This is a genomic window from Pseudomonas sp. S3_E10 (assembly GCF_054667615.1).
The window spans coordinates 4058633-4082525 of record NZ_CP162743.1; the positions used below are offsets into that span (position 1 = coordinate 4058633).

Annotated in this window: 23 protein-coding genes and 2 pseudogenes; 11 read left to right on the forward strand and 14 right to left on the reverse strand. The window is 60.0% G+C overall.

The genetic code is table 11. From position 1 onward, the window contains the following. Positions 1-12 precede the first annotated feature (12 nt). Positions 13-927 (forward strand): SMC-Scp complex subunit ScpB, encoded by a 915-nt coding sequence (gene scpB / locus AB4N98_RS18535; protein WP_017529176.1) that lies wholly within the window; start codon positions 13-15, stop codon positions 925-927. A 229-nt stretch (positions 928-1156) separates the two neighbouring features. After that, positions 1157-2368 carry a 23S rRNA pseudouridine(2605) synthase RluB gene (rluB, locus tag AB4N98_RS18540; protein WP_017529175.1) on the forward strand — a complete coding sequence of 404 codons (1212 nt, stop codon included), beginning with the start codon at positions 1157-1159 and terminating at the stop codon, positions 2366-2368. A gap of 81 nt (positions 2369-2449) precedes the next feature. On the opposite strand, the gene AB4N98_RS18545 is transcribed toward rluB, so the two are convergent. Together AB4N98_RS18545 and AB4N98_RS18550 are read right to left on the reverse strand one after the other, a co-directional pair. Beyond that, the gene (locus tag AB4N98_RS18545; protein WP_065876954.1) at positions 2450-3409 is read right to left on the reverse strand and encodes a M29 family metallopeptidase; all 960 of its coding nucleotides are present in this window, start codon (positions 3407-3409) and stop codon (positions 2450-2452) included. Positions 3410-3483: 74 nt separating this feature from the next. Then, the gene (locus AB4N98_RS18550) at positions 3484-3621 is read right to left on the reverse strand and encodes a hypothetical protein (RefSeq protein WP_003175756.1); all 138 of its coding nucleotides are present in this window, start codon (positions 3619-3621) and stop codon (positions 3484-3486) included. Between the two features lie 636 nt (positions 3622-4257). Here AB4N98_RS18550 and AB4N98_RS18555 point away from each other — a divergent pair. Further along, a complete protein-coding gene (locus AB4N98_RS18555; RefSeq protein WP_017529173.1) occupies positions 4258-5679 on the forward strand; it encodes an amino acid permease in 1422 nt (473 codons plus the stop codon). Between the two features lie 231 nt (positions 5680-5910). On the opposite strand, the gene AB4N98_RS18560 is transcribed toward AB4N98_RS18555, so the two are convergent. After that, positions 5911-6141 carry a DUF7683 domain-containing protein gene (locus AB4N98_RS18560; protein ID WP_135196404.1) on the reverse strand — a complete coding sequence of 77 codons (231 nt, stop codon included), beginning with the start codon at positions 6139-6141 and terminating at the stop codon, positions 5911-5913. 20 nt (positions 6142-6161) lie between these two features. Further along, positions 6162-6248: pseudogene (locus AB4N98_RS18565) on the reverse strand (colicin E3/pyocin S6 family cytotoxin); the annotation flags it as partial. A gap of 304 nt (positions 6249-6552) precedes the next feature. On the opposite strand from AB4N98_RS18565, the pseudogene AB4N98_RS18570 reads away from it, so the two are divergent. Continuing rightward, a pseudogene (locus AB4N98_RS18570) lies at positions 6553-7708 on the forward strand (S-type pyocin domain-containing protein). A gap of 8 nt (positions 7709-7716) precedes the next feature. Continuing rightward, positions 7717-7974 (forward strand): colicin E3-like toxin immunity protein, encoded by a 258-nt coding sequence (locus AB4N98_RS18575; protein ID WP_017529170.1) that lies wholly within the window; start codon positions 7717-7719, stop codon positions 7972-7974. Between the two features lie 152 nt (positions 7975-8126). On the opposite strand, the gene AB4N98_RS18580 is transcribed toward AB4N98_RS18575, so the two are convergent. Continuing rightward, positions 8127-8504, reverse strand: a complete 378-nt coding sequence (locus AB4N98_RS18580; RefSeq protein ID WP_068937285.1) for a c-type cytochrome — start codon at positions 8502-8504, stop codon at positions 8127-8129. A 69-nt stretch (positions 8505-8573) separates the two neighbouring features. Between AB4N98_RS18580 and arfB the strand changes: the two genes are divergently transcribed. Continuing rightward, a complete protein-coding gene (arfB, locus tag AB4N98_RS18585; RefSeq protein WP_017529168.1) occupies positions 8574-8987 on the forward strand; it encodes an alternative ribosome rescue aminoacyl-tRNA hydrolase ArfB in 414 nt (137 codons plus the stop codon). On the opposite strand, the gene AB4N98_RS18590 is transcribed toward arfB, so the two are convergent. From AB4N98_RS18590 to AB4N98_RS18600, 3 genes are all read right to left on the reverse strand, one after another. After that, entirely contained in the window at positions 8984-10180 is a 1197-nt protein-coding gene (locus tag AB4N98_RS18590) for an MFS transporter (RefSeq protein WP_017529167.1), read from the reverse strand. The genes arfB and AB4N98_RS18590 overlap by 4 nt on opposite strands. A gap of 96 nt (positions 10181-10276) precedes the next feature. After that, the gene (locus AB4N98_RS18595) at positions 10277-10459 is read right to left on the reverse strand and encodes a hypothetical protein (protein WP_017529166.1); all 183 of its coding nucleotides are present in this window, start codon (positions 10457-10459) and stop codon (positions 10277-10279) included. 318 nt (positions 10460-10777) lie between these two features. Further along, entirely contained in the window at positions 10778-11089 is a 312-nt protein-coding gene (locus tag AB4N98_RS18600) for an Mpo1-like protein (RefSeq protein ID WP_460148857.1), read from the reverse strand. Positions 11090-11249: 160 nt separating this feature from the next. On the opposite strand from AB4N98_RS18600, the gene AB4N98_RS18605 reads away from it, so the two are divergent. Continuing rightward, positions 11250-12299, forward strand: a complete 1050-nt coding sequence (locus tag AB4N98_RS18605; protein ID WP_065876691.1) for an AraC family transcriptional regulator — start codon at positions 11250-11252, stop codon at positions 12297-12299. Here the strand turns inward: AB4N98_RS18605 and AB4N98_RS18610 are convergent. The 6 genes from AB4N98_RS18610 to AB4N98_RS18635 form a co-directional block, all read right to left on the reverse strand. Beyond that, positions 12256-13710 (reverse strand): TrkH family potassium uptake protein, encoded by a 1455-nt coding sequence (locus tag AB4N98_RS18610; protein ID WP_017529162.1) that lies wholly within the window; start codon positions 13708-13710, stop codon positions 12256-12258. The two genes, AB4N98_RS18605 and AB4N98_RS18610, sit on opposite strands and share 44 nt — an antisense overlap. Before the next feature lie 155 nt (positions 13711-13865). Then, positions 13866-15209: an imelysin family protein gene (locus tag AB4N98_RS18615; RefSeq protein WP_017529161.1), complete on the reverse strand. Its 1344-nt coding sequence runs from the start codon at positions 15207-15209 to the stop codon at positions 13866-13868. 127 nt (positions 15210-15336) lie between these two features. Further along, the gene (locus AB4N98_RS18620; protein ID WP_017529160.1) at positions 15337-17388 is read right to left on the reverse strand and encodes a putative bifunctional diguanylate cyclase/phosphodiesterase; all 2052 of its coding nucleotides are present in this window, start codon (positions 17386-17388) and stop codon (positions 15337-15339) included. Between the two features lie 219 nt (positions 17389-17607). Continuing rightward, a complete protein-coding gene (locus tag AB4N98_RS18625) occupies positions 17608-17808 on the reverse strand; it encodes a hypothetical protein (protein WP_017529159.1) in 201 nt (66 codons plus the stop codon). A gap of 156 nt (positions 17809-17964) precedes the next feature. Next, entirely contained in the window at positions 17965-18561 is a 597-nt protein-coding gene (locus AB4N98_RS18630; protein ID WP_003175739.1) for a superoxide dismutase, read from the reverse strand. A 177-nt stretch (positions 18562-18738) separates the two neighbouring features. Further along, the gene (locus AB4N98_RS18635; RefSeq protein ID WP_017529158.1) at positions 18739-19341 is read right to left on the reverse strand and encodes a LysE/ArgO family amino acid transporter; all 603 of its coding nucleotides are present in this window, start codon (positions 19339-19341) and stop codon (positions 18739-18741) included. Between the two features lie 91 nt (positions 19342-19432). Between AB4N98_RS18635 and AB4N98_RS18640 the strand changes: the two genes are divergently transcribed. The 4 genes from AB4N98_RS18640 to AB4N98_RS18655 all read left to right on the forward strand — a co-directional run bounded on the left by AB4N98_RS18640 (position 19433) and on the right by AB4N98_RS18655 (position 23793). Then, on the forward strand, positions 19433-20326 hold the full coding sequence (locus tag AB4N98_RS18640; RefSeq protein WP_017529157.1) for a LysR family transcriptional regulator ArgP: 894 nt from the start codon (positions 19433-19435) through the stop codon (positions 20324-20326). A gap of 52 nt (positions 20327-20378) precedes the next feature. Then, on the forward strand, positions 20379-21377 hold the full coding sequence (locus AB4N98_RS18645; RefSeq protein ID WP_017529156.1) for an NAD-dependent epimerase/dehydratase family protein: 999 nt from the start codon (positions 20379-20381) through the stop codon (positions 21375-21377). Between the two features lie 127 nt (positions 21378-21504). Continuing rightward, complete coding sequence (locus AB4N98_RS18650) at positions 21505-22350, forward strand: ATPase (RefSeq protein ID WP_017529155.1); 846 nt, start codon at positions 21505-21507, stop codon at positions 22348-22350. 183 nt (positions 22351-22533) lie between these two features. Further along, complete coding sequence (locus tag AB4N98_RS18655) at positions 22534-23793, forward strand: D-mannose isomerase (RefSeq protein ID WP_068937288.1); 1260 nt, start codon at positions 22534-22536, stop codon at positions 23791-23793. The last annotated feature ends 100 nt before the right edge of the window (positions 23794-23893 follow it).

Consider the following 23893-nt stretch of genomic DNA (forward strand, 5'->3'; position numbering starts at 1 on the left):
AGAGCTGAATCGATGAATCTGACAGAACCCCGCGAACTGGCACCCTTGCTGGAGGCTTTTCTACTGGCCTCGGGTAAACCGCAATCTTTGGAGCGCCTGTTCGAACTGTTTGAAGAGGCCGAGCGCCCCGAGCCGCCAGTGTTCAAGAAAGCGCTGGAGATCCTGCGCAAGTCCTGCGAGGGCCGTGCGTTTGAATTGCGCGAAGTGGCGTCGGGCTATCGCCTGCAGATCCGTGAGAAATTTTCCCCATGGGTGGGCCGCCTGTGGGAAGAGCGCCCGCAACGTTATTCCCGGGCGATGCTTGAGACCATGGCGTTGATCGCCTATCGCCAGCCGATCACCCGCGGCGAAATCGAGGATGTGCGGGGCGTGGCGGTCAACAGCCATATCGTCAAGACGCTGCTGGAGCGCGAGTGGATCCGCATCGTCGGCTACCGCGACGTGCCGGGCAAACCGGCGATGTTCGCCACCACCAAGGTATTTCTTGACCACTTCAACCTGAAAAACCTCGACGACCTGCCGCCGCTCGCCGAATTGCGCGAGATGGAAGCCGAGCCGGTGCTGGATTTCGACGACGCGCCGGTGCCTGCGGGTTTGCAGGAGTTGGCTGATGCTACGGCCGAGCCGGAAGAGCCAAAGGATGAAACCAGCTTCCACACCTTGCTGCTGGAACTGGACGACATGGAGCAGGGGATCAAGACCGACTTTGATGATTTGCTGCGCGATGGCGCGGCAGAGCCTGAAACAGAGATGAACGTTGAGCCTGAGGTCGAGCCCGAAGAAGACATCCTCGGCGTGGCCGATGCCCGCGAGAAACTCCTGGCCGCCGTCGCTGCCCTCGAACAGCCGCCGCTGAGCGATGAAGAGGACGAAGCCCGGGCGCTGGCCGAAGCGATTGAGGCCGAGCGCCGCCAGTTCGAAGACTGACACAGTCCAATGTGGGAGGGGCAAGCCCCTCCCACATGGAGTCAGTGGTGTGCTGGGCGCCACCGGTCGGCGGAAAAACAAATGACTTGGCGCTTATCGACTACTCTGTGATGCGCAACGCGCGCCATGCGCGTATGATTCGCGACCCTTTGCCGACCTATTCGGCCAAGGCCCCGCTTTCAACACTCTTCAGGCCATGCCTGAATCGACCCACCGGGAGGTGCTTAAGATGAACGACAAAGACCAGAACGACAGCCAGGAAATCGGCCCAGCAGGTGAAAAACTGCAAAAGGTGCTGGCGCGTATCGGCGTGGGCTCGCGCCGCGACGTCGAGGCCTGGATCACCCAGAAGCGCATCAAGGTCAACGGCGTCGAGGCCACCCTCGGCCAGCGCGTCGACCTGCACGATGCAATCACCATTGATGGCAAGGTCATCAAGCGTGAAGAGGCCGCCGAATCGGTGCGCCGCGTGATCATGTACAACAAGCCCGATGGCGAGATCTGCACCCGTGACGACCCGGAAGGCCGTCCGACGGTGTTCGACAAGATGCCCAAGCCCAAAGAAGGCCGCTGGATCAACATCGGTCGTTTGGACATCAACACCACCGGCTTGCTGATGTTCACCACCGACGGTGAGTTGGCCAACCGCCTGATGCACCCGTCCTACGAGATGGACCGCGAGTACGCCGTGCGTGTACGTGGTGAAGTCGATGACGAAATGATCGAACGCCTCAAGGCCGGCGTGGTGCTGGAAGACGGCCCGGCCAAGTTCACCGACATCAAGCAGGCGCCAGGTGGCGAAGGTTTCAACCACTGGTACCACTGCGTGGTGATGGAAGGCCGTAACCGCGAAGTACGTCGCTTGTGGGAATCCCAGGGCCTGGTGGTCAGTCGCCTGAAGCGCGTGCGTTTCGGCCCGGTGTTCCTCAATTCCGACCTGCCGATGGGCCGCTGGCGCGAAATGAGCCAGTACGAAGTCGACATCCTCAGCGCCGAAGTCGGCCTGACGCCGGTCGCCATGCCGCAAATGAACGCCAAGAGCAAAGACAAGCTTGAGCGTATGCAGCGAAAATCGTCGCGCCCTGTAGCGCGTACCGAGCGCGTTGCCCGCACCCTGCGCCCGGCGTTGGATGCACCGGCAACCGGCGGGCGTATCTCGCGCCAGCCGCACATCGAAGGTGAGCGTCGCCCAACCGCGCCATCGCGTCAGGAAGGTGAGCGTGCTCCACGTACGCCGCGCCCTGCACCGTCCGGTGGTCGCAGCAACCGTGGTGAAGCGGATCGCCCCGCCGACAACGCCAGCACCAAGCGTCCAGCCAAGCCGGCGGCGAACAAGCGCCCCGGTCCGAAACTGGTCGCCGACGAGCCGTCGGGCAAGCGCCGTGGCGCACCGGCCGGTTCAGGTCAACGTCCTGGCTTTGGTCGCAAGAAGCCGCAGTGATGTAAAGCTGCAATGCAATAAATTGTGGGAGGGGGCAAGCCCCTCCCACATTTGGATCTCCAGTGTTTTCGAGCCCTTTGCTCAGAAGGTAAAGGCCCCATCGAATACCGGCTTGTCATCCAAGGCCAACACCCCGCTGGCGAAGATCAGGTCCAGGTGATGACTGCCTTTCTGTCCGCCGCCCAAGCCCAGATGCAACCCGCAGTGGCGCTCTTCAAAGCCCGCATTGCGTGCATATAAATCCTTTACGCCTTCGTTGGTCCCGATACCCAGTTCCTCCACGCGCCGATTGGACGGGTTGGCGTTCAAGTACTTGTTGAAATCCTCCACCAGCCCCGGCACATCACTGGCCACGCTGCAGACGGTCGAGTTTTCGATCCACAGCTCAAGCGGTGCTTGCAGCACGCCGTATTTACGTGCAAACGGAATGGTACTGAGGAAAGTACCGACAAACCTCACCTGGCCATTGATGGCTTCGCTGTGGGTGGCGATTTCGCCGGGAGCGAGATCGTGGTTGCCGATGCCGTTGATATTGGTCCATTTCTTGATGCTGCTCAGCGGCGCTTCAAGGCGAGAGCCGTGCTTGTCGGTAAAGCTCAGCACCTGGGCCTGGCTCATGCGCCGGATCAGCGTGGCATTCAGGTCGGCGATGCGCTGGGGCTCGACGCTGAAGGTGTCGTAGAAATAATCCCCATAATCCTTGAACAGCAGGGATTTTTTCCAGTGTTCGGCCATTACGCCCTGCAAGGCGCGGATAAAGTCGGGGCCCTCGGCGCGCGGGTTGGCCAGGGTCGAAGCGTCGTATAAAAACAGGTAGAGGTCGCAGGTTTCGATGGCCTGGGCCAGGGTATCGCTGGCAGCCAGGTCGAGGCGCTGCACCTGGAAGTTGAAGCGGGCGGCGCTGCTGTGGACGATCGCCTGGGCGATGGCGTCGTAGCGCTCGGTATGGCCCAGCAGCACGGTGGGGCAGTTCAGGCCGCTAACGGCCGGGTGATGGGCCAGGTAGTAAAGAAAGTGTTCGACGGCGCGGGCCTTGTCCATGACGTGTGTCCTTGTGTGCCTTGGGTAAGGAGGGCAGGCGCCGTGCGCGGCGCCTGCCGGATGGCTGTCGAGGGTTAGAACGGCCACATCGCGGTACCAAACGGTACAACGGCATCGGCCTGCATCATTTCCACGGCGGCTTCGTGGGTGGGGGCTTCGAACCAGTCGTCGAGTTGCAGTTCGGTTTCCAGGTCGTTTTCCAGTGCTTGCATGGTGTATCTCCTAGAGGGCGAAAGTTGAGAAAGGCTCGCCAGCGGGCTTCGCGGGCAAGTGGAATGAACCTAGGAGAAGCTGTTGTTTAATGCAAAAAATTTATTGACACGGTTTCATTTGGATTTTTTGTTCTGTTTTTTGGCCGTGGCTATTTATCGAGGAAATACAGGAGGCTGGCGTCGTAGGTGTTGAAGAGATTTCCCATCGCCAATTTTTCTTCGGATGACAGGTGTAACGCCTGTTTTCCGTGATGTAACGATTAATTTACGACTTGGCCTGGTTATCATTGGCCTACCGGTCGGTGTAAGGAATAGCTGACAGATCGTCGCATGCACCGTTCAGGGGCGGGCGTAAGCGGTCGAGCGGTGTACAATGCGCCGCGTTTTACTGTGACCCCTTGCGTAACCACGCAAAAGGCCAAGACCTCAGGGTTTACCTACCCTGATCACTCCGCTCGGCCACGAGCCCTGCGGGTTCGATTTCGTCACAGATAAAAACAAACAGGTGACGCATGACCGTTAGAAAGACGCTGTATTCCTGGTGCCTGCGCTGGGGTTTGAGCGGCGCTGCTTGAGTCGAGATTCAACGCAGCAACGTGCATTCAACATCATCAAACCTTGCGTGAGACCCTTTTCATGAGTGGACCCCATTCCTCTTCAGGCGAGCTGAAACGCGGCCTGAAAAACCGTCATATCCAGTTGATCGCCCTCGGTGGCGCCATCGGTACCGGCCTGTTCCTGGGCTCGGCCGGGGTGCTCAAATCCGCGGGCCCGTCGATGATCCTGGGCTATGCGATCTGTGGCTTCATTGCCTTCATGATCATGCGCCAGCTCGGCGAAATGATCGTCGAAGAGCCGGTCGCCGGTTCCTTCAGCCACTTTGCCCACAAATACTGGGGCGGTTTCGCCGGTTTCCTGTCGGGCTGGAACTGCTGGATCCTGTACATCCTGGTGGGCATGTCAGAGCTGACGGCCGTCGGCAAATATGTGCATTACTGGTGGCCGGAGATCCCGACCTGGGTCTCGGCAGCCGCGTTCTTCGTGCTGATCAACCTGATCAACCTGGCCAACGTCAAAGTGTTCGGTGAGGCCGAGTTCTGGTTTGCAATCATCAAGGTGGTGGCCATCGTCGGCATGATCGCTTTGGGCAGCTACCTGCTGGTCAGCGGCAGCGGCGGCCCGCAAGCCTCGGTGAGCAACCTGTGGGAACACGGTGGCTTCTTCCCCCATGGCGTTGGCGGGTTGGTGATGGCCATGGCGATCATCATGTTCTCCTTCGGCGGCCTGGAAATGCTCGGCTTTACCGCCGCCGAAGCCGACCAGCCACGCACGGTGATCCCCAAGGCAATCAATCAGGTGATCTACCGCATCCTGATCTTCTACATCGGTGCGCTGGTGGTGCTGTTGTCGCTGACGCCGTGGGACAGCCTGCTGGCCACGCTCAATGCGTCCGGCGATGCCTATAGCGGAAGCCCGTTCGTGCAGGTGTTCTCGATGCTGGGCAGCAACACGGCCGCGCACATCCTCAACTTCGTGGTCCTGACGGCGGCTTTGTCGGTGTACAACAGCGGCACCTACTGCAACAGCCGCATGCTGCTGGGCATGGCCGAGCAAGGCGATGCGCCCAAGGCCCTGGCCAAGATCGACAAGCGCGGCGTGCCGGTGCGTTCAATCCTCGCCTCGGCGGCGGTGACCCTGGTGGCGGTGCTGATGAATTACTTCATCCCGCAGCACGCGCTGGAGTTGCTGATGTCGCTGGTGGTGGCCACGTTGGTGATCAACTGGGCGATGATCAGCTATTCCCACTTCAAGTTCCGCCAGCACATGAACCGCACCGGCCAGGTGCCGTTGTTCAAGGCGCTGTGGTACCCGTATGGCAACTACGTCTGCCTGGCGTTCGTGGTGTTTATCCTGGTGATCATGTTGATGATTCCGGGGATCCAGGTGTCGGTGTACGCGATCCCGGTATGGGTGGCGTTTATGGCGGTGTGTTACTGGTTCAAGAACAAACGTAGTGCTGAAGCGGCGTTGGCGACGGCGAATGCCGTATTGAAGTAAGCGAAATATGCAGGCTGTGTGAAAACGCTGCCTGCACCGGTGAAAGCAAATGCCCTGAAAAGAGATCTGGACGTCTGGTATTTCCAGTGCTCACTTGTTTCAAAGACGCTGATGTTTAAACGACTACTTTCTCAACCATGGCAGGACGCCATGAGCTGCACAGTTGCACCCATCCCACTTATTTCATCTGCTGCCATACATTTCACGTCTATACAGCGTGGCCATATAGCCTCATCCACTACAAGACAACTGAAAAGTGTAGTCCGGGCTATTGAAGGTCTTGCCGGTCATGCTTTCAAGAAGGCCGACTTGCGCTGGTGATAGGTCGTACTCATAGATCGCGTCTTCAGGCTCACTCCAGGACATTAGCTCCGATAACTTGTCGTACCGGTCGGCAGGAATTTCAATACTGAAAGCCAACTCCTCGGTTTTTTTATTAAATGCAAGAATTTCATGCTGCATGTCTGATGCTCCTATCGAAATTATTTTGGCGTGGTTCGGCCTGGCTCGGCGTCCTTTGTGCGCTCTCCCGTATCAGGGTTGAACTCTCCAAGATGTTTGCCTTGCCTGTCGTAAAGTTCAACCCGTCCTTTCTCATAGTCCCTCTCATAAACGCGTCCTTTGCAATTTTTCTAGCGCTTACGCTTTTGCCCCCCACCTTTAACTGAGCTTTTCGAGGGACTGAGTACCGCATCCGGAAACGCTGTCAGCCCCCTGGGGGTCGCGTGGTACACACTCAGCATTAAAAAATGCATTCGAAACAAACTGAATTTTCCGTCTACTTTTCCCACGTTTATCATCGAATAATGCCGATTCCAGCTCCTTGATTCTCCCTCGTAGGCTCACTCCCCCACACAAGGAAGTGAGCCCATCATGTCTGAACGCGCCTACCCGATCACCGAAGAAGAACAACTCAAACGGCGAATCCTTACCCCGCAGCCATTGCGTGTGCCCTATTCGCCACCCATCGATTTATTCATCCCACCCCCAGCCCCAACGCCCAAGCCAGCCAAGCCTCCCGGCTGCACCTTCCTCAAACCCTGCCAACTGCCAGACGGCCTCACTCACTACACGGACCCCGCCGGTTATGTACCGCTGGAGTTGATCAGCGAGTACGGTCATTTCAGCCTGTTGGGTGGGCGGGAAGTGGACGCCCGGGGCGCGGTGGCCTTGCGCAAGATCGGTGGCAGCGCCTTGCCGGTCGGTTTGGGGCAGTTGGCGTTGCGTACGGCGGTGGATGGAGTCGGCCATCGCCGCGGCCGGGTCTATGGCCGCTGGCTTGTTGGCCGGTGTAGTGGGGTTGGCTTGGCCGGGAACGTTGGGCGATAGCGCGTTATATAGCGAAGAGCAGTTGCGCTCGATGCAGCGAGCGCGGTCGCAAATGCGACTGCAAATTGAGCAGCGTGAGGACGGCACGCTCAGGGGTTATGGGTTTTACACAGGCAACCATGCCGCCTGGCAGATGATCGACGTGGTGCAATTCAAAAACCGTGACGAGCAGTTTGTTGCGGATTTGGGTGAGGGTGTTGAGCTGATTTGGACGCCCGCCCTTGATCCAAGTGACACGCTGGGTATTCCTGCTCTGGAGGCTGCACCGCAAGCGCCGGTGATCTGGATTTACCCGCCGACGGAGAAGGCGGCACAAATTCTGGTGAACCCGGTATATCCGCCGCAATATCGGGATTTTATTCTGGTGTTCCCGGTGGAGTCGGGGGTTCGGCCGCTGTATGTGGTGGTGAGTGTTCGGGCAGGGGATCACAAGTACCATAAGGCTCTTGATACTGGACAGATAACTGGCTTTAAAAATCTGAAAAAAGAAAAGCCCATGACTCCCAAGCAGGGAGGTGCCGGCCTGAGAGAGCGCTGGATTGATGAAAAAGGTCGCGGGATCTTTGAATGGGACTCCCAACACGGCGAGCTGGAAATCTATCTAGTAGGTGATGGGAGCCATATAGGTGCATTCAGCCACATAACCGGCGAGCAGCTAAAAGGGCCGAAAAAAAAACGAAACATCAAAAAGTATCTGTGAGGCATTACATGGGACTCAAAGTGAGATTGGAATGGTTCGACAGAACCACAAAGTGGCTAAGCGGAAGGGAGGACTCTGCGGATTTAGGAAACGATTACTCCGTGATTTCCAAGCTCGGGCTGTCAGTAAACGAGGACGTCAATAACGGCATGTTTGAACTGCGGCAGGAGTGGTTATCACTGATCCAAGCATACTTCTCTCATGAGATTGTTTTTTCAGAAAGCGACTACTTCATCGCGTTTGATTATGAAGATGCACACGAGTGATACAGACCAACATGTTTTCTATGAGGGCAAAGAAAGAGATAGATATGATCGGAGCATTGGTAACTTCGGTGGTGAGAAAGTAGTCGCTTAATCCGATGATAATGTCACACACAAACACCCCCCACGCCGGGATCTCATACATTGAGAGCCATTCACCGGCTTTTTAAAATCACACCACTCATGTATTGATTCAAATCGCGAAAATCCTCAACGCTCCACGCATGCGGCGGTACGCGCACACCGTTTTCCTGCAATGTTTTTGGAATCAGGTTCCCATTGGGACGAAGGATCACCGAAGAGACAATCACGCCCGGATAATCAGCCAGGCGTTTTTTGAACGCGGCGGTTGTAAGGTCAGGTGTGGGCGGGCTGCTTTTCCTGGCCAGTGGTCCCGTTGCCTTGAGGTCCGCTCCATGGCACATGGCGCATCGCTGGGAATAGAGATTCTTGCCGTTGGCACTATCGGCGAAGGCCTGCGCAGTTTGAATGAGTGATAAAGTGCCTAGCACAGCGATCAAGGGTATTTTCATTTTTACAGGTGGCCTTGTTGTCGATGTTGTTCCACGTTTGGCTTATCCGTTGCCTAAGGTCTTTGATTCATGCTGGTCATTTCCAACAACGTGCACCTGCCCGACGCCGAGATCGAGTTGACGGCCATCCGTGCGCAGGGCGCCGGCGGGCAGAACGTTAACAAGGTGTCGAGTGCGGTGCACCTGCGCTTTGATATTCCGGCGTCCTCGCTGCCCGAGTTCTACAAGGAACGCCTGCTGGCCCTGCGTGACAGTCGCATCACCAGTGACGGCGTGTTGATCCTCAAGGCCCAGCAATACCGGACCCAGGAGCAGAACCGTGCCGATGCGCTGGAGCGCCTGGTGGAGCTGATCCTCAGCGCCACCAAGGTGGAGAAAAAGCGCCGTCCGACCAAGCCCACCCTGGGCTCGAAAAAACGTCGCCTCGAATCCAAGACCAAGCGCGGCAGCATCAAGGCGGGGCGCGGCAAGGTCGACTTCTAGGCGTCGCGTGTTTCGCGGGCCTTGGGCGCCTGCCGGTACAGGTACACGCTCAGCAGCAAGCCACCCAAGGCGGCGAGAGCGGCGAACAGGAAGATCGACGCAAAACCGAAGCCTGCCGCTACGGCCCCGGCCAACGGGCCGGTGATTCCCAGGGACAGGTCGATAAACAGTGAGTAAGCCCCCACCGCCGAACCGCGGCTGGAGGCGGGCACCAGGTTGACGGCCTCTACCCCCAAGGCCGGGAACACCAGGGAAAACCCAAAGCCGCTCAACGCCGCGCCGGCCAACGCCAAGTTGGCATCCGGCGCCAGCCACAGTAACAGCAGGCCAAGGATCTCCACCGACAGGCAGGCGATCGCCACGCGAAAACCGCCGATGCGGTTGATCAAATTGCCGAACAGCAGGCGCGCGCCGATAAAGCTGGCGCCGAACAGGCTCAGCGCCCACACCGCGTTATCCCAGTGCTGGGTGGTGTAATACAGGGTGATGAAGGTGGCGATGGTGCCAAAGCCGATCGAACCCAAGGCCAGGGCGCAGCCGTGCGGGAGTACCCGGCCAAGGACATTCATGAACGGCAGGCGTACCCCGGCCACAATCGGCGCGGCGACCTTGTTCCACGCCAGCAACAAGCCCACCGCCGCCAGCAGGATAATGCTGACGCCCATGCTCCACAGCCCAAATTGTCTGACCAGCAACACCCCCAACGGTGCACCGACCGCCAGCGCCCCGTAACTGGCAATGCCATTCCACGAGATGACCTTGGCGGTGTTGGCCGCGCCTACCCGGCCGATGCCCCAGCCGATCGCGCCGGACCCCACCAGGCTTTCCGCGCTGCCCAGTACCAGGCGGCCGACCAACAGGCTGCCCAGGCTCAGCGCCGGCAGGCTTGAAAACCACGCCGCGAATAACATGAACACACCGCTCAGGCCACAGCCCGTCAAGCCGATCAGCACCGCACGCTTGCTGCCCAGGTTATCGATGATTTTGCCCGCATACGGCCGGCTCAACAGGGTCGCCAGGTATTGCACGCTGATCACCAGCCCGGCAATCACCGCGCCGTAGCCCAACTCGCTGTGGACATAGCCGGGCAACACGGCCAGGGGGATGCCGATATTCAGGTAGCCGATAAAGGTGAACAACACGATGGAAACAACTTGCAGCGTGACCGCCAAGGGGCGCTGGGTATCTGGCATGGGGAGAGGTCCACTGTCGCAGCAGGTAAAGATAGGCTGCTAATGATAGCGGTGCTTTGGCCCGAACAGGGTAGTAAAACGCAAAAACGTCAGGGGTCAGGGCTTGGCGGGTGCCAGCAACTGGGTAGTAACCAAGGCGGCCAGGGCGTTTTCCTGGGTGCCGAAGCGCTTGAGCAGTACGGCTTGCTTGTCGGCGCTGAGGCGGTTCCATACCTCGACCATCTGCAAGGCAGCATCGAGGACGGCGGTGTCCGGGGTGTCGGGGAGCGTGTCGGTCATGGCGGGTACCTCGGGTGATTCAGGCAGTGTGGAAAGCGCTCAAAGCTGCGCTTTCCACACGGTCTGGTACGGCGTCAGTCCTGGCGTTTGCTGTCGACTGGTTTGGCTTCTTTGGCCTCAGGCTGCTTTGGGCTGGCCTGCTGCGGTGTTGGCTGCTCAGTTTCGTGCAGGCTTGGGAAGGGGAGATTAGGTATCTCGTGCATCGTCGTCGCTCCTCGCAAAGTCTGTTTTTTCAATCGCAGGTGATTCCGCGCTCTCAAAAAGCCTTGGCAGGATACCGCACTGCAAATGACAAAAAGACTTTTATCTCCACCCGGCCTAGAACGGCACTTTGCCCAGAATCATGTCGCGATACATCACAAAATCCCCCAGCAAGCTGTAGAACGGGTGCTGAAACGTGGCCGGGCGGTTCTTTTCAAAGAAGAAATGGCCGACCCAGGCACAGCTGTAGCCGGCGATCGGCAGCGCCAGCAGCAGGCCTAATGAGCCCCGGCCGATGGCATAGGCCAGAATGCCGATCACCAAGGTGGTGCCGATAAAGTGCAGGCGTCGGCAAGTGCTGTTGCCGTGTTCGCGCAGGTAGTACGGGTAAAATTCGGCAAAACTGTTGAATTGCTTGACGTTTTCCACGTGGCCGGCCCTTTGATTGTTGTGCCGCCCAACAGATGTTCGGCGGGGGGATTATTTGAGTCTAGAGTGATCAGTGGTAACAGCCAGTGACATTAAATGCCACTTTAGTATCCTTGACTTCCTGGCTGCCGTTTTGAGCCTGCTTTATTAAGAAGACGCCATGAGCGAACGAACAACTTCTGCAAGCTGGGCGATGGGGATAGTCAAGGCGCTGGAAATGGATGGCCTGGACTGCCGCACTCTGTTCACGCAACTGGGCCTGGATTACGCCGCCCTCAACGACCCCGACGCGCGATTCCCGCAGGATTCCATGACGCGCCTGTGGCAGCGCGCGGTCGAGTTGTCGGGCAACCCGGCGATCGGCCTGAACATGGGCAAGGTGGTGCGTCCGGCGTCGTTTCATGTAGCCGGCTACGCCTTGATGTCCAGTAACACGCTGGCCGAAGGCTTTATGCGACTGGTTCGCTACCAGCGGATCATCGCCGAAAGCGCCGACTTGAGTTTTCGCCTGTTGCCCGAAGGCTATGCGCTGATTCTGACGGTGCATGGCGACCATCTGCCGCCCACCCGGCAAAGCGCCGAAGCCTCGCTGGCCTGCGCATTGGCGCTGTGCGGCTGGCTGACCGGGCGCACCCTGCAACCGCGCAAAGTCATGTTGCAAGGCGAGCAACCGGTGGACCTGGCGCCCTACAAACAGGCATTTCACGCGCCGCTGCAATTCAACGCGGCCTACGACGCATTGATCTTCGAGCGCGCCGACATGGACGCGCCGTTGCCCACGGCCAACGAAGCCATGGCGCTGCTGCATGATCGGTTTGCCGGTGAATACCTGGCGCGTTTTTCCGAAAGCCGCGTGACCCACAAGGCGCGACAGGTTTTGTGCCGGTTGTTGCCTCAGGGCGAACCCAAGCGCGAAGTGGTGGCCCAGACGCTGCATCTGTCCCAGCGCACCTTGCAGCGGCGTTTGCAGGAGGAGGGCACCAGTTTCCAGACCCTGCTCGACGACACCCGCCGCGAACTGGCCGAGCAATACCTGGCGCAGCCAAGCATGACGTTGTTGGAGATCGCCTACCTGTTGGGGTTTGCCGACCCAAGCAACTTCTTTCGCGCGTTTCGCCGCTGGTTCGATACCACGCCCGGCGAGTACCGGGCGCGGTTGTCGACGATCAGTGACGCCAGAACGCCGGGATGCACAGAACAAAGACAGTGATGATTTCCAAGCGGCCCAGCAGCATGCCCAGCGACAGGATCCACTTGGCCGCATCCGGCAGGCTGGCGAAGTTGCCGGCCGGGCCGATGGTTTCGCCAAGCCCCGGGCCTACGCCGGATACGGTACTGGCGGCGCCGGTGAGCGCGGTCATCCAGTCCAGGCCCAGCAGCGATAGGGCCAGGGCGATGGCGCAGATGGTGATGGCGAAGAAAAACGAAAAGGTCAGGATCGAACGCACAATCTCTTCATCCAGACGGTGGCCGTTGTACTTCTGCTTGATGACCGCGCGCGGGTGAATCAGCTGGTTCAAGTTGGCCTTGAGCAGGATATAGGCGACCTGGAAGCGGAAGATCTTGATCCCGCCGGCCGTCGATCCCGAACAACCGCCGATAAAGCCCAGATAGAAGAACAGCATCAGTGAGAAGTTGCCCCACAGGCTGTAGTCCCCGAGTGCAAAACCGGTGGTCGTCACGACGGAGGTCACGTTCAGCGCCACATGGCGCAGGGCTTCCAGCCAATGCAGGTTGGTGGTCCACCAATACCAGGTGCCGAGCACCAGCCAGGTCACCACCAGCAAGCCGAGCAAGCCCTGAACCTGTTGGTCTTTTATCAGTGCCTTGCGGTTGCCACGCAAGGTGGCCACGTACAGGGTGAACGGCAGGCTGCCGAGGATCATCACCACCACCGCCACCCAGTGCACCGCCGGTTGTTTCCAGTGGGCCAGGGACTCGTCGGAGGTGGAAAACCCACCGGTGGAAATCGCCGACATCGCGTGGTTGATCGCATCGAACAAGCCCATGCCGGCCCACCAGAACGCCAGGCTGCCGAGGATGGTGATGCCCACGTAAGCCGCCACGATCAAGCGTGCCACCATGTGCGAACGCGGCATGACCTTTTCCGAGCGGTCCGAGGACTCGGTCTGGAACAGGCGCATGCCACCAATGCGCAGCAGCGGCAGGATCGCCACCGCCATGCCGATAAAGCCGATACCGCCCAGCCAGTGGAGCAACGAGCGCCATATCAGGATGCCCGGCGACATGCTGTCCAGCCCGCTCAATACCGTGGAGCCGGTGGCGGTGATGCCCGACATGCTTTCGAAGAACGAGTCGGTGTAGCTGATGTGCTGGGTCAGCAGAAACGGTAGCGCAGCGAACACGCAGACCACCAGCCAGCTTGTGACGGTCAGTAGGTACATGTCGCGGGGGCGCAGGTTGACGTGTTCGGGACGGCCGGGGATCACCAGGGCCAGGCCGGCGACAAAGGTAATCATGCTGGCCCAGAGGAACGAGGGCAGGTCGCTGGTGCGTTCGAAAATCACCAGGGTCGCCATGGGCACGACCATGGCGATCGCGAGGGTGATCAGGAAGATGCCGATGATGAAACCGATGATACGTAGGGTCGGCAACGCCATGAAGTTCGCTCGATATAGGGCAGAGGCGCCATTCTACCTGGGGTGTGGGGCATGTAAACCGGGCCCTCCACATGGGGTTGCCGGTGGTGGTACTACTGTGGACAACAGGCATGAAAAAGGCGACCCGAAGGTCGCCTCGTTCAACGCACCACTGATCAGAACTCGTGATCAGCGCTGTCGGGGTTCAGGTCGCTGATGCCCAGCTTGCCTGCCGCGGCTTCGATCGAACCGGTCTGCTTGACCAGCGAGGCGATGGCGTCGCGCACGATCTGGTTGCCCGCGTCGTTGCCGGCCGCGATCAACTGGTCGTAGTGCTCACCCTTGTTGGCGTGGTCAACCATGACCTGGATCTTCGCTTCGGTCGCGGCCAGGTCGGCCTTCAACGCGGTGTCGGCGGCTGGGTCCACCTTGGCCACCAGGGACGACAGGCTGGCGCCGGTCAGTTTGGTGCCGTCAACACGGGTGTACTCGCCCAGGTAGACGTTGCGGATGCCCTTGGCGTCATAGAAGTGCGAGTAGTGGGTGTTGTCGCTGAAGCAGTCCTGCTCATCTTCCGGCGAGTTGGCTTCCAGGGACACTTTCATACGCTCGCCGGCCAGCTCGCCCAGGGACAGGCTGCCCATGCCGAACAGCATCTTGCGCAGGCCGTCGGTGGCAGGTTCTGCCTCAAGGGTGGCGCGGTAGTTATCGTCAACCTTGGGTTTCCAGTTGCCGACCATTTCTTGCAGGTCGCTGACCAGCAGTTGGGTCACGGCGCGCAGGTAGGTACGACGACGCTCGTTGTGACCGCCAGTGGCGCCGTCGCCGGTCAGGTAGTCCGACGCGGGACGGTTGCCGGCGCCTGGGCCGGTACCGTTCAGGTCCTGGCCCCAGAGCAGGAATTCGATGGCGTGGTAGCCAGTGGCGACGTTGGCCTCGGAACCGCCCAGCTCGTTGAGGCTGGCGAGTTTTTCCGGGGTGATTTCCTTCACGTCGACCTTGTCTTCGCCGACCTGGACTTGAGTGTTGGCGATGATGTTGGCGGTGGCGCCTGGGTTACCCAGGGCGTGCTCGTAGGATTTGTCGACGTAGTCGATCAGGCCTTCGTCCAGGGGCCAGGCGTTCACCTGACCTTCCCAGTCATCAATGATGGTGTTGCCGAAGCGGAATACTTCGCTCTGCAGGTAAGGCACGCGCGCGGCAACCCAGGCAGCACGGGCGGCCTTGAGGGTTTCGTCGTTCGGCTTGGCGAGGAAGGCGTCGATGGCGGTCTGCAGGGTTTTCGCAGTGGCTTCGGCGTCGCTGTACACCGCGAACACCATGTCGGCGTAATGCGCGACCACGGCTTTGGCGGCGGCTTCGTCGACCTGGCCGGCAGGAGTGGCAGCCGCTGGAGCGGTAGTGCTGGCAGCCGGGGTCGGCGCCTGGTTGGCTGCGGGCTTGTCTTTACCTTCGCCGCAACCGGCGAGAGAAATGGCAATAGCCAGCAGACTGGCGGTGGCCAGGGGCATACGAATCATGGCGAACATCCTGCTTCGGTTGTTGATGGGACGCGCGGGGGAGCGCAAAAACTGCGACATAATGCGAAAGATTTGCATTTTGTGTAAAGGGGTACACGCGGGAAATATTCAGTATCGTATTGCCGCGTCAGAGAATGGCCGCGTTATTGCGCTCGGCCTGCTTCAAAAAAGCCGCCAGCTCGCGTGCCTGCAAGGGTTTGCTGTAGTAGTAGCCCTGACCTTCGTGGCAGCCCTCGGAAATGACGTAAGCCTCCTGTTCCGCAGTTTCCACGCCTTCGGCGATCACCTGCATGCCCAGGCTTTTACCCAGTTGGATAATGGCGCGCACGATGGTCGCATCGTCGTCATCGTCCAACAGGTCCTGGACGAAGCTCTTGTCGATCTTGATCTTGTCCAGCGGCAGGCTCTTGAGGTAGCTCAGGGACGAGTAGCCGGTGCCGAAGTCATCGATGGCGATCAACGCACCGGAGCGGCGCAGGCTCAACAGGTGCTGGGCGGCGGTGCTGATGTCTTCCATCAGGCCGGTCTCGGTGACTTCCAGCTCCAGGCTGCGCGGCGGCAGGCGGTAGATCTGCATCAGGTTGTTGACCACCCTCGGCAATTCGGAGTGGTGCAACTGCACGGTGGACAGGTTGACCGCCATGCGCAGGGCGGTGAAGCCCTGGTCGTGCCATTCGCGCAATTGGCGGCAGGCCTGGTCCAGCACCCATTCACCGATCGCAATAATGGTGCCGTTCTGCTCGGCCAGTGGGATGAACAGGTCCGGCGGTACCAGCCCATGCTCCGGGTGCTGCCAGCGAATCAGCGCTTCCACGCCCACCACGTGCTGATCGCGGTAGCTGATCTGCGGTTGGTACACCAAGTGAAACTGGTCGCGGCTCAACGCGTCGCGCAGGTCTTTCTCCAGTTCGCGGCGGCGGCGCATTTCGCTGTCGACGCTGGCGATATAGAACTGATAGCGGTTGCGCGAACGGCTCTTGGCCAGGGTCATGGTCTGTTCGGCCTTTTGCAGCAGCTTTTCGGTGCTGTCGCCGTCTTCGGGGAACAGGGTGATGCCGATAGTGGCGCGCAGACGGATCTGCTCGTGGTCGAGGGCGAATTCCGCTTCCAGGTCGTCGAGGATGCTTTGCGCCAGCTCGGCGGCTTCGTAAGGTTGGTCGATGTCGGCCTGCACCAGGGCGAACTGGTCGCCGCCCAGACGCGCGAGGGTCCCAAGGCGGCCACTATGGGCACGCAAGCGGTCGGCCAGGGCCAGCAGCAATTTGTCGCCGGCCTGGTAGGTGAACTGCTCGTTGATGCTTTTAAAGTCATCCAACCCTACACATAACACCGCCACCCGGCGTTGCCGGCGACCGGCATCGATCAGGATCTTGTCCAGTTGCTCCTGCAGCTTCTGGCGGTTGGGCAGACCGGTCAGGAAATCGTACTGGGCCATGCGCAACAGGCTGCTTTCGGCTTCGTGGCGCAGGTGGGTGTTGCGTTCGATGGATTCCAGCAACTGGTTGGCGGTGTTGATCCACAGCCCCAACTCGTTGTGCTCGTGCCCCTTGAGTTGCGGGATCTTATGCTCGCTGGGCCGATCCGGATTGATGGAGGTCAGGTGTTCGATTATCCGCGACAACGGTTTGGTCAGCAGCCAGTGATACACCAGGTACAGCACCAGGCCCATGGCCAGCGCGCGTAACACGCCGGAAATAAAGATGACCACCGAGCTGACAATAAAACCCTTGCCGTAGGTGGCGGTGTCGAGGGTCAGGCTCAGGTCGCCGTAATACTCGCTGTACGGGCCTTTGCCAACCAATGCAGTGGTGAAGGTGCGTTCCTGGCCAAGAATCAGGTCGGTCAGCCAGCGGCTGGGGGACTGCTGCAACGCGCGGCTTTTTTCCGCCAGCATGGTCTCGTTGGGATGGCCGATGGAGGCCATGCGCACGGCCTCGTCCTGAAACAGCCCTTCGATCACCTGCATGCCCATTTCGCGGTCCAGGCTGTAGACGGCCTGGGTCGAAGGGTCGCGAAACATGTCGAGGATGCGCTGGGCATCGCCGGCTACGGCCTGGCGTGTCTTATAAGCATCGAACACGATCTGCGCCACGCTCAGCGCCACGCCAACGATCAATGCCGAGAGCAGCACCACCCTTAGCAACTTCACCGACAAGCTGTTTTTGAGTTCCAGCTTCAAAGGGGCATTCCTTGTCTCATGCGGGTGGCCTTCAATATGCCATGAGTATTGGCAATCTGATGGCGGCCGTCAAAGGAACATTGGGGCGTGGGGTAACGGGAAGCGGTCGAATGCAGGTGGGGCAGGAAGAGGGCGGATAAAATCCGCCGCTCTCTGGTGTGGCGCGGGGCCCAAAGGGCGCGAACCTTTTGCCTATCCCGCCTGGCGGGACCCGCTGTTTTATGCGTTGTAACTGATCTGAACAGTGTTGCTCTGGTGCGTATCGGCGCCGATTTTGCCTGGGTCCTGATTGGCGCTCGTGCTTTTTGCGTCCACGATCTTCCCGAGCACATCCAAGCCTTTGCCCAGCAAATCCAGGCCTTGGCCGACGACTGGCATCACTGATGACAATGCCGACATACCCATCGATAACGGATCCATTGCGGAGTCTCCTACATGAACTGAGAGAGGTATTTCTCTCGTCGTCTGGGTGGCGAATTCGTTTCAGTGAGTTCCACACTTCCTGCACGGCGTGCATTTTCAAGCGCCCACAAAAAAGCCCGGCGATCGCCGGGCTCTTTCTACTGCACGCGTTGCTTAGGCAGTGAAGGTCTTGCCTTCGAACTGCTCAGCCACGAACTTCCAGTTGACCAGGTTCCAGAACGCTTCCACATACTTGGGACGCACGTTGCGGTAGTCGATGTAGTAGGCGTGTTCCCATACGTCGCAGGTCAGCAGCGGGGTGTCGCCGTTGGTCAGTGGGTTGCCGGCGCCGATGGTGCTGGCCAGGGCCAGGGAACCGTCAGCTTTTTTCACCAGCCAGCCCCAACCGGAACCGAAGGTGCCGACGGACGTCTTGGTGAATTCTTCCTTGAACTTGTCGAACGAACCGAACGCTGCGTTGATAGCTTCAGCCAGTGCGCCGGTAGGTTGGCCACCGGCGTTTGGCGCCAGGCAGTTCCAGTAGAAGGTGTGGTTCCAGACCTGAGCGGCGTTGTTGAAGATACCGCCCGAAGAGGATTTAACGATCTCTTCCAGGGTCTTGCCTTCGAACTCGGTGCCTGGCACCAGGTTGTTCAGGTTCACGACATAGGTGTTGTGGTGCTTGTCGTGGTGGTACTCCAAGGTTTCCTTGGAGATGTGCGGCTGCAGGGCATCGTGTGCGTAGGGCAGCGGCGGCAATTCGAAAGCCATGATAATTCTCCTAATCAGGTCAGTTGCGGTGAGCGCAAGGCCGATCACGGGCGGCCAAACAAGCGCCGGGGAGTTTGTACTCTTTGCGGCGCAGGGGCAGGATCATAGCACCGGGGGTGCGGCAAAACCACGCAACAACTGTGTGGGATAGAGGTTCCAGAGCCTTTTGGAATAAGTTCAAGGCGCGCTTATTAACTGATAGGCCACGCTGAACATCATCACGGCCACCAACAGATCCAGCAGCCGCCAGGTCGCCGGGCGTGCGAGCCAGGGCGCCAGCCATGCCGCGCCGAGTGCCAGCGTGGCGAACCACAGGAACGACGCGCTGGCCGCCCCCGCCACGTAAGCGCCCGGTTCGGTTTGTTGCGCGCCCAGGGAGCCGATCAGCAGCACGGTGTCCAGGTAGACATGGGGGTTGAGCAGGGTCACCGCCAGGGCACTGAGCAGCACGGCGCGCAATGAGCGGGTCTTGAGACTGGCGCCCTGGTCCAGGCTCTGTTTCGAACACGCCCTGCGTAGCGCGCACGTGCCGTACCACAACAGGAATGCCGCACCGCCCCAACGCGCCACGGCTAACAGTATCGGGCTCTGCGCCAGCACCGTCGCCAAGCCGAAAACCCCGGCAGCCACCAGCACGGCATCACAGATCACACACAGGGCAGCGACGGGCAGGTGATGCTCGCGGCGCAGGCTCTGAGCCAGGACAAACGCATTTTGCGTACCGATTGCCATGATCAGGCCAAGGGCCACCAGCAGTCCGTTCATATAGCTTTGCCACATAAATAAAGATCCTCAAGGCGATGCTGGTCATTCTCGGGGTCGAGGCTGTATAAGAAAAACCAATATTGCTGATCGCTCATTAGAGAAACTGATGTTCGACTATAAATTACTGTCTGCCCTCGCGGCCGTAGTGGAACAGGCTGGCTTCGAGCGCGGCGCCCAGGTGCTGGGGCTGTCGCAATCGGCGATCTCCCAGCGCATCAAGTTGCTGGAGGCGCGCGTCGGCCAGCCGGTGCTAGTGCGGGCCACGCCGCCGACGCCCACCGATATCGGCCGACGCCTGCTCAATCACGTGCAACAGGTGCGCTTGCTGGAACGTGACCTGCAAAGCCAGGTGCCGGCGCTGGATGAAGAGGGCATGCCCGAACGCCTGCGCATCGCCCTCAACGCCGACAGCCTGGCGACGTGGTGGGCCGAGGCGGTCAGCGAATTTTGCGCCGAGCAACATCTGTTGCTCGACTTGGTTGTTGAAGACCAGGCCGTCAGCCTCAAGCGGATGCGCGCCGGTGAAGTGGCGGCCTGCATTTGCGCCAGCGAACGCCCGGTAGCCGGAGCCCGCAGCCTGCTGCTCGGCGCCATGCGCTACCGCGCATTGGCCAGCCCGGCCTTTATTACCCGGCATTTCCCGCAAGGCGTGCGCGCCGATCAACTGGCGCGCACGCCCGCGCTGGTGTTTGGCCCGGACGATTTCCTGCAGCATCGCTACCTGGCATCCCTCGGGGTGGACGGTGGTTTCGAGCATCATTTATGCCCATCGTCCGAAGGCTTTATCCGGCTCACGGAGGCCGGGCTGGGCTGGGGGCTGGTGCCGGAATTGCAGGTGCGCCACCAGTTGGAAAAGGGCGTGTTAGTGGAGTTATTGCCCGATAAACCGATCGATGTGCCGTTGTACTGGCATCATTGGCGCAGCGGCGGGCAATTGTTGGGCCTGTTGACCGACCATCTGGCCCAGGCGTGTGGTCAATGGTTGGTGCCGTTGGACTGACAGCGGGCGTCAAGGCAACAGCAATGAAAAACGAAAGAACACGGGGTAACACATGAAGATTCTGGTCACCGGCGCAAGCGGCTTCATTGGCGGGCGCTTTGCGCGTTTCGCCCTGGAGCAGGGCCTGGACGTGCGGGTTAACGGGCGCCGCGCCGAGGGCGTGGAGCACCTGGTACGGCGCGGTGCCGAGTTTATCCAGGGTGACCTCAATGATGCCGACCTGGTGCGCGACCTGTGCCGCGATGTCGAAGCGGTGGTGCACTGCGCCGGTGCCGTGGGGCTGTGGGGGCGTTACCAGGATTTTCACCAGGGCAACGTGCTGGTCACCGAAAACGTCGTCGAGGCCTGCCTGAAACAGCGGGTTGGGCGCCTGGTACACCTGTCGTCGCCGTCGATCTATTTTGATGGTCGCGACCATCTGGGCCTGACTGAAGAACAAGTGCCCAAGCGCTTCAAGCATCCCTATGCGGCCACCAAGTACCTGGCTGAGCAGAAAGTGTTCGGTGCCCAGGAGTTCGGCCTTGAAGTGCTGGCCCTGCGCCCACGTTTTGTTACCGGCGCCGGCGATATGAGCATCTTCCCGCGCCTGCTTAAAATGCAGCGCAAGAACCGCCTGGCGATTGTCGGCGACGGTCTGAACAAGGTCGACTTCACCAGCATCCACAACCTCAATGAAGCACTGCTCAGCAGCTTGCTGGCCCCTGGCTCGGCGCTGGGCAGGGCCTACAACATCAGCAACGGCGCGCCGGTGCCGGTGTGGGATGTGGTGAACTACGTGATGCGCCAAATGGAGTTACCCCAGGTGACCCGTTATCGATCCTACGGCTTGTCCTACAGCGTGGCGGCGTTGAACGAAGCTTTCTGCGCCCTGTGGCCCGGACGACCGGAGCCGGCGTTATCGCGCCTGGGCATGCAAGTCATGAACAAAGATTTCACCCTCGACATCAGCCGGGCCAGGCATTATCTGGACTACGAGCCCAAGGTCAGCCTGTGGGCCGCCCTCGACGAGTTCTGCGGTTGGTGGAAAGCCCAGGACCCGGGTGGCAAGTAAGGTCACACCAGGCAACACATCGGGAACCGAATGGGTGGTTCCCGGTCGATCAGTGCGATGGGACTGCGGTTTATACTCCCGTCGCCTGGCGTTCCCGCCAGCCATTTCAGCGATTCAGGGTTGATTCATGCGTAACGATGCCAACGACGACTTCGACAACGTTCCCAGCCTGCGGGCCGATCCAGGGGATGACGATGATTTCGAACCTTCCCCGGCCACTTCGGTGCGTTCGCGCAACACACCGGTAGTCAAGGTCAAGAGTGCCAGCACCGGCCCGTTGTGGGCATTGATCGGCGCGCTGCTGATCGCCTTTGCCGGCTTGGCCTGGTGGAGTTTCCAGCAGATCTCCCTGATGGGCCAGCAGTTGGTTGCCACCCAGGAAAGCTTTGCACGCATCAGCGAAGAAGCGGCGGGGCGCCTGCAGGACATTTCCGGCAGGGTCGTCGCCAGCCAAGCCAGCGTGAATAACGGCAGCGAAGCGCTGAAGTCGCAGATCAAACAGTTGGAAAGCCAGTTGCAGGAGCAGGGCAAGCAGCAACTCGGCGTCGCCGGCCAGGCCACCGAACTGGACAAGCGCCTGGCGCAAATGACCGCCAGTACTACCGAACTGTCGAGTGCCAATGCCAAGCTGCAAGGCCAGGTGCAAGCCCTGACCGACGCGGTAGCCACCCTCAAGGCGGCTCAAGGGGACGTTGGCAGGCGCGACAATGAGATCAAGGAACTGGCCGCCGACGTGGCCGCGCTGAAAAAACAAGGCAACCCGAGCGCCGCCATTGCCCGTCTTGAACAGGACTTGGTGGTACTCAAAAGCGCACAGGACGCCCAGCCGGCCAACAGCGATGCCCCCACCAATAAAGAGTTCGACGTCTTCCGCATCCAGACCACGCGCAATATCACTACCTTGCAGAGCCAGGTGCAGAACCTGCAGCAGCAGCTCAATACGCCGGCGAAGATCACCCCGCAGGCTCAATGACTAAAGCTGGCCAAAATGTGGGAGGGGGTTTGCTCCCACATTTGGATCATTGTCGAGAGTTGAATCACGCTCGCTTGTAGCATTGTCACTGTTTGGTGACATTTATGATCCCCTTCGTTACTTGCCCCTCTCACGCCCTTGTTTAGACTCCCGTCACCCCACAAAAAACAATAAGGGCCCCCCATGACCACGCAACCACTGCCTGCCAGCAGTTGGCTGAATGCACCTGCCCATCACGCCTGGCTTGCCGCCGAAGGCCAGCGCCTGCTGTCATTCGCCAAGTCGTCCCGTCTGCCGGACGGGTTCGGCAACCTGGACGATAAAGGCCGCCTTGCGGCCAGTGCCCGCGCCGAAACCATGAACACCGCCCGCATGACCCACAGTTTCGCCATGGCCCATGCCATGGGGCTGCCGGGGTATGCCGAATGGGTTGAACACGGTGTGGCGGCCCTGCGTGGCCCTTTGCGCGATAGCGAGCACGGCGGTTGGTTCGCCGCGCCACACGCCCAGGATGGCAACACTGGCAAGGCGGCCTACCTGCATGCGTTCGTCGCCCTGGCGGCCAGCTCTGCGGTGGTGGCGGGGGCTCCCGGTGCGCAAACCCTGCTCAATGACGCCATTCACATCATCGACCAGTTCTTCTGGAGCGAGGAGGAGGGCGCGATGCTCGAATCGTTTGCCCAAGACTGGAGCGGTATCGAAGCCTATCGCGGCGCCAACAGCAATATGCACGCCACCGAAGCCTTTCTGGCGCTGGCGGATGTCACGGGTGACACGCGGTGGCTCGACCGCGCGTTGCGCATCGTTGAGCGGGTGATCCACCGTCATGCCGCCGACAACCAATTCATGGTGATCGAGCATTTCGACAGCCGCTGGCAACCCGTGCACGGTTACAACGAAGACAACCCCGCCGACGGCTTCCGCCCTTATGGCATCACCCCTGGCCACGGTTTCGAGTGGGCGCGCCTGGTGCTGCATCTGGAGGCTGCGCGCCTGCAGGCCGGCCTGGTCACGCCGGATTGGCTGGTCAGCGATGCCAAGGGGCTTTTCGCCAGTGCCTGCGAATACGCCTGGAGCGTGGACGGCGCCCCCGGCATCGTCTACACGCTGGACTGGCAGCATCAGCCGGTGGTGCGCGAGCGCCTGCATTGGACCCACGCCGAGGCCAGCGCCGCGGCCCAGGCCCTGCTCAAGCGTACCGGTGAGCTTCACTATGAAACCTGGTACCGACGCTTCTGGGAGTTTTGCGAGACCCATTTCATCGATCGGCACCACGGCAGCTGGCACCACGAACTCAGCCCGCACAACCAGCCCAGCTGCAACATCTGGGGTGGCAAGCCGGACCTGTACCATGCCTGGCAAGCGGTAGTGCTGCCTGCACTGCCTTTGGCACCTAGCATGGCCAGCGCTTTAGGCGCTGGACGCTATGTCACCAGGTGGTGACATTTGTGCATCCCTTTGTTACCTGCGCTCAAAAAAACCATGTTTAAACTCCGTGCAGCGCAAGCTCCAGACTTGCATGCATAACAACAAGAAAAGGTAT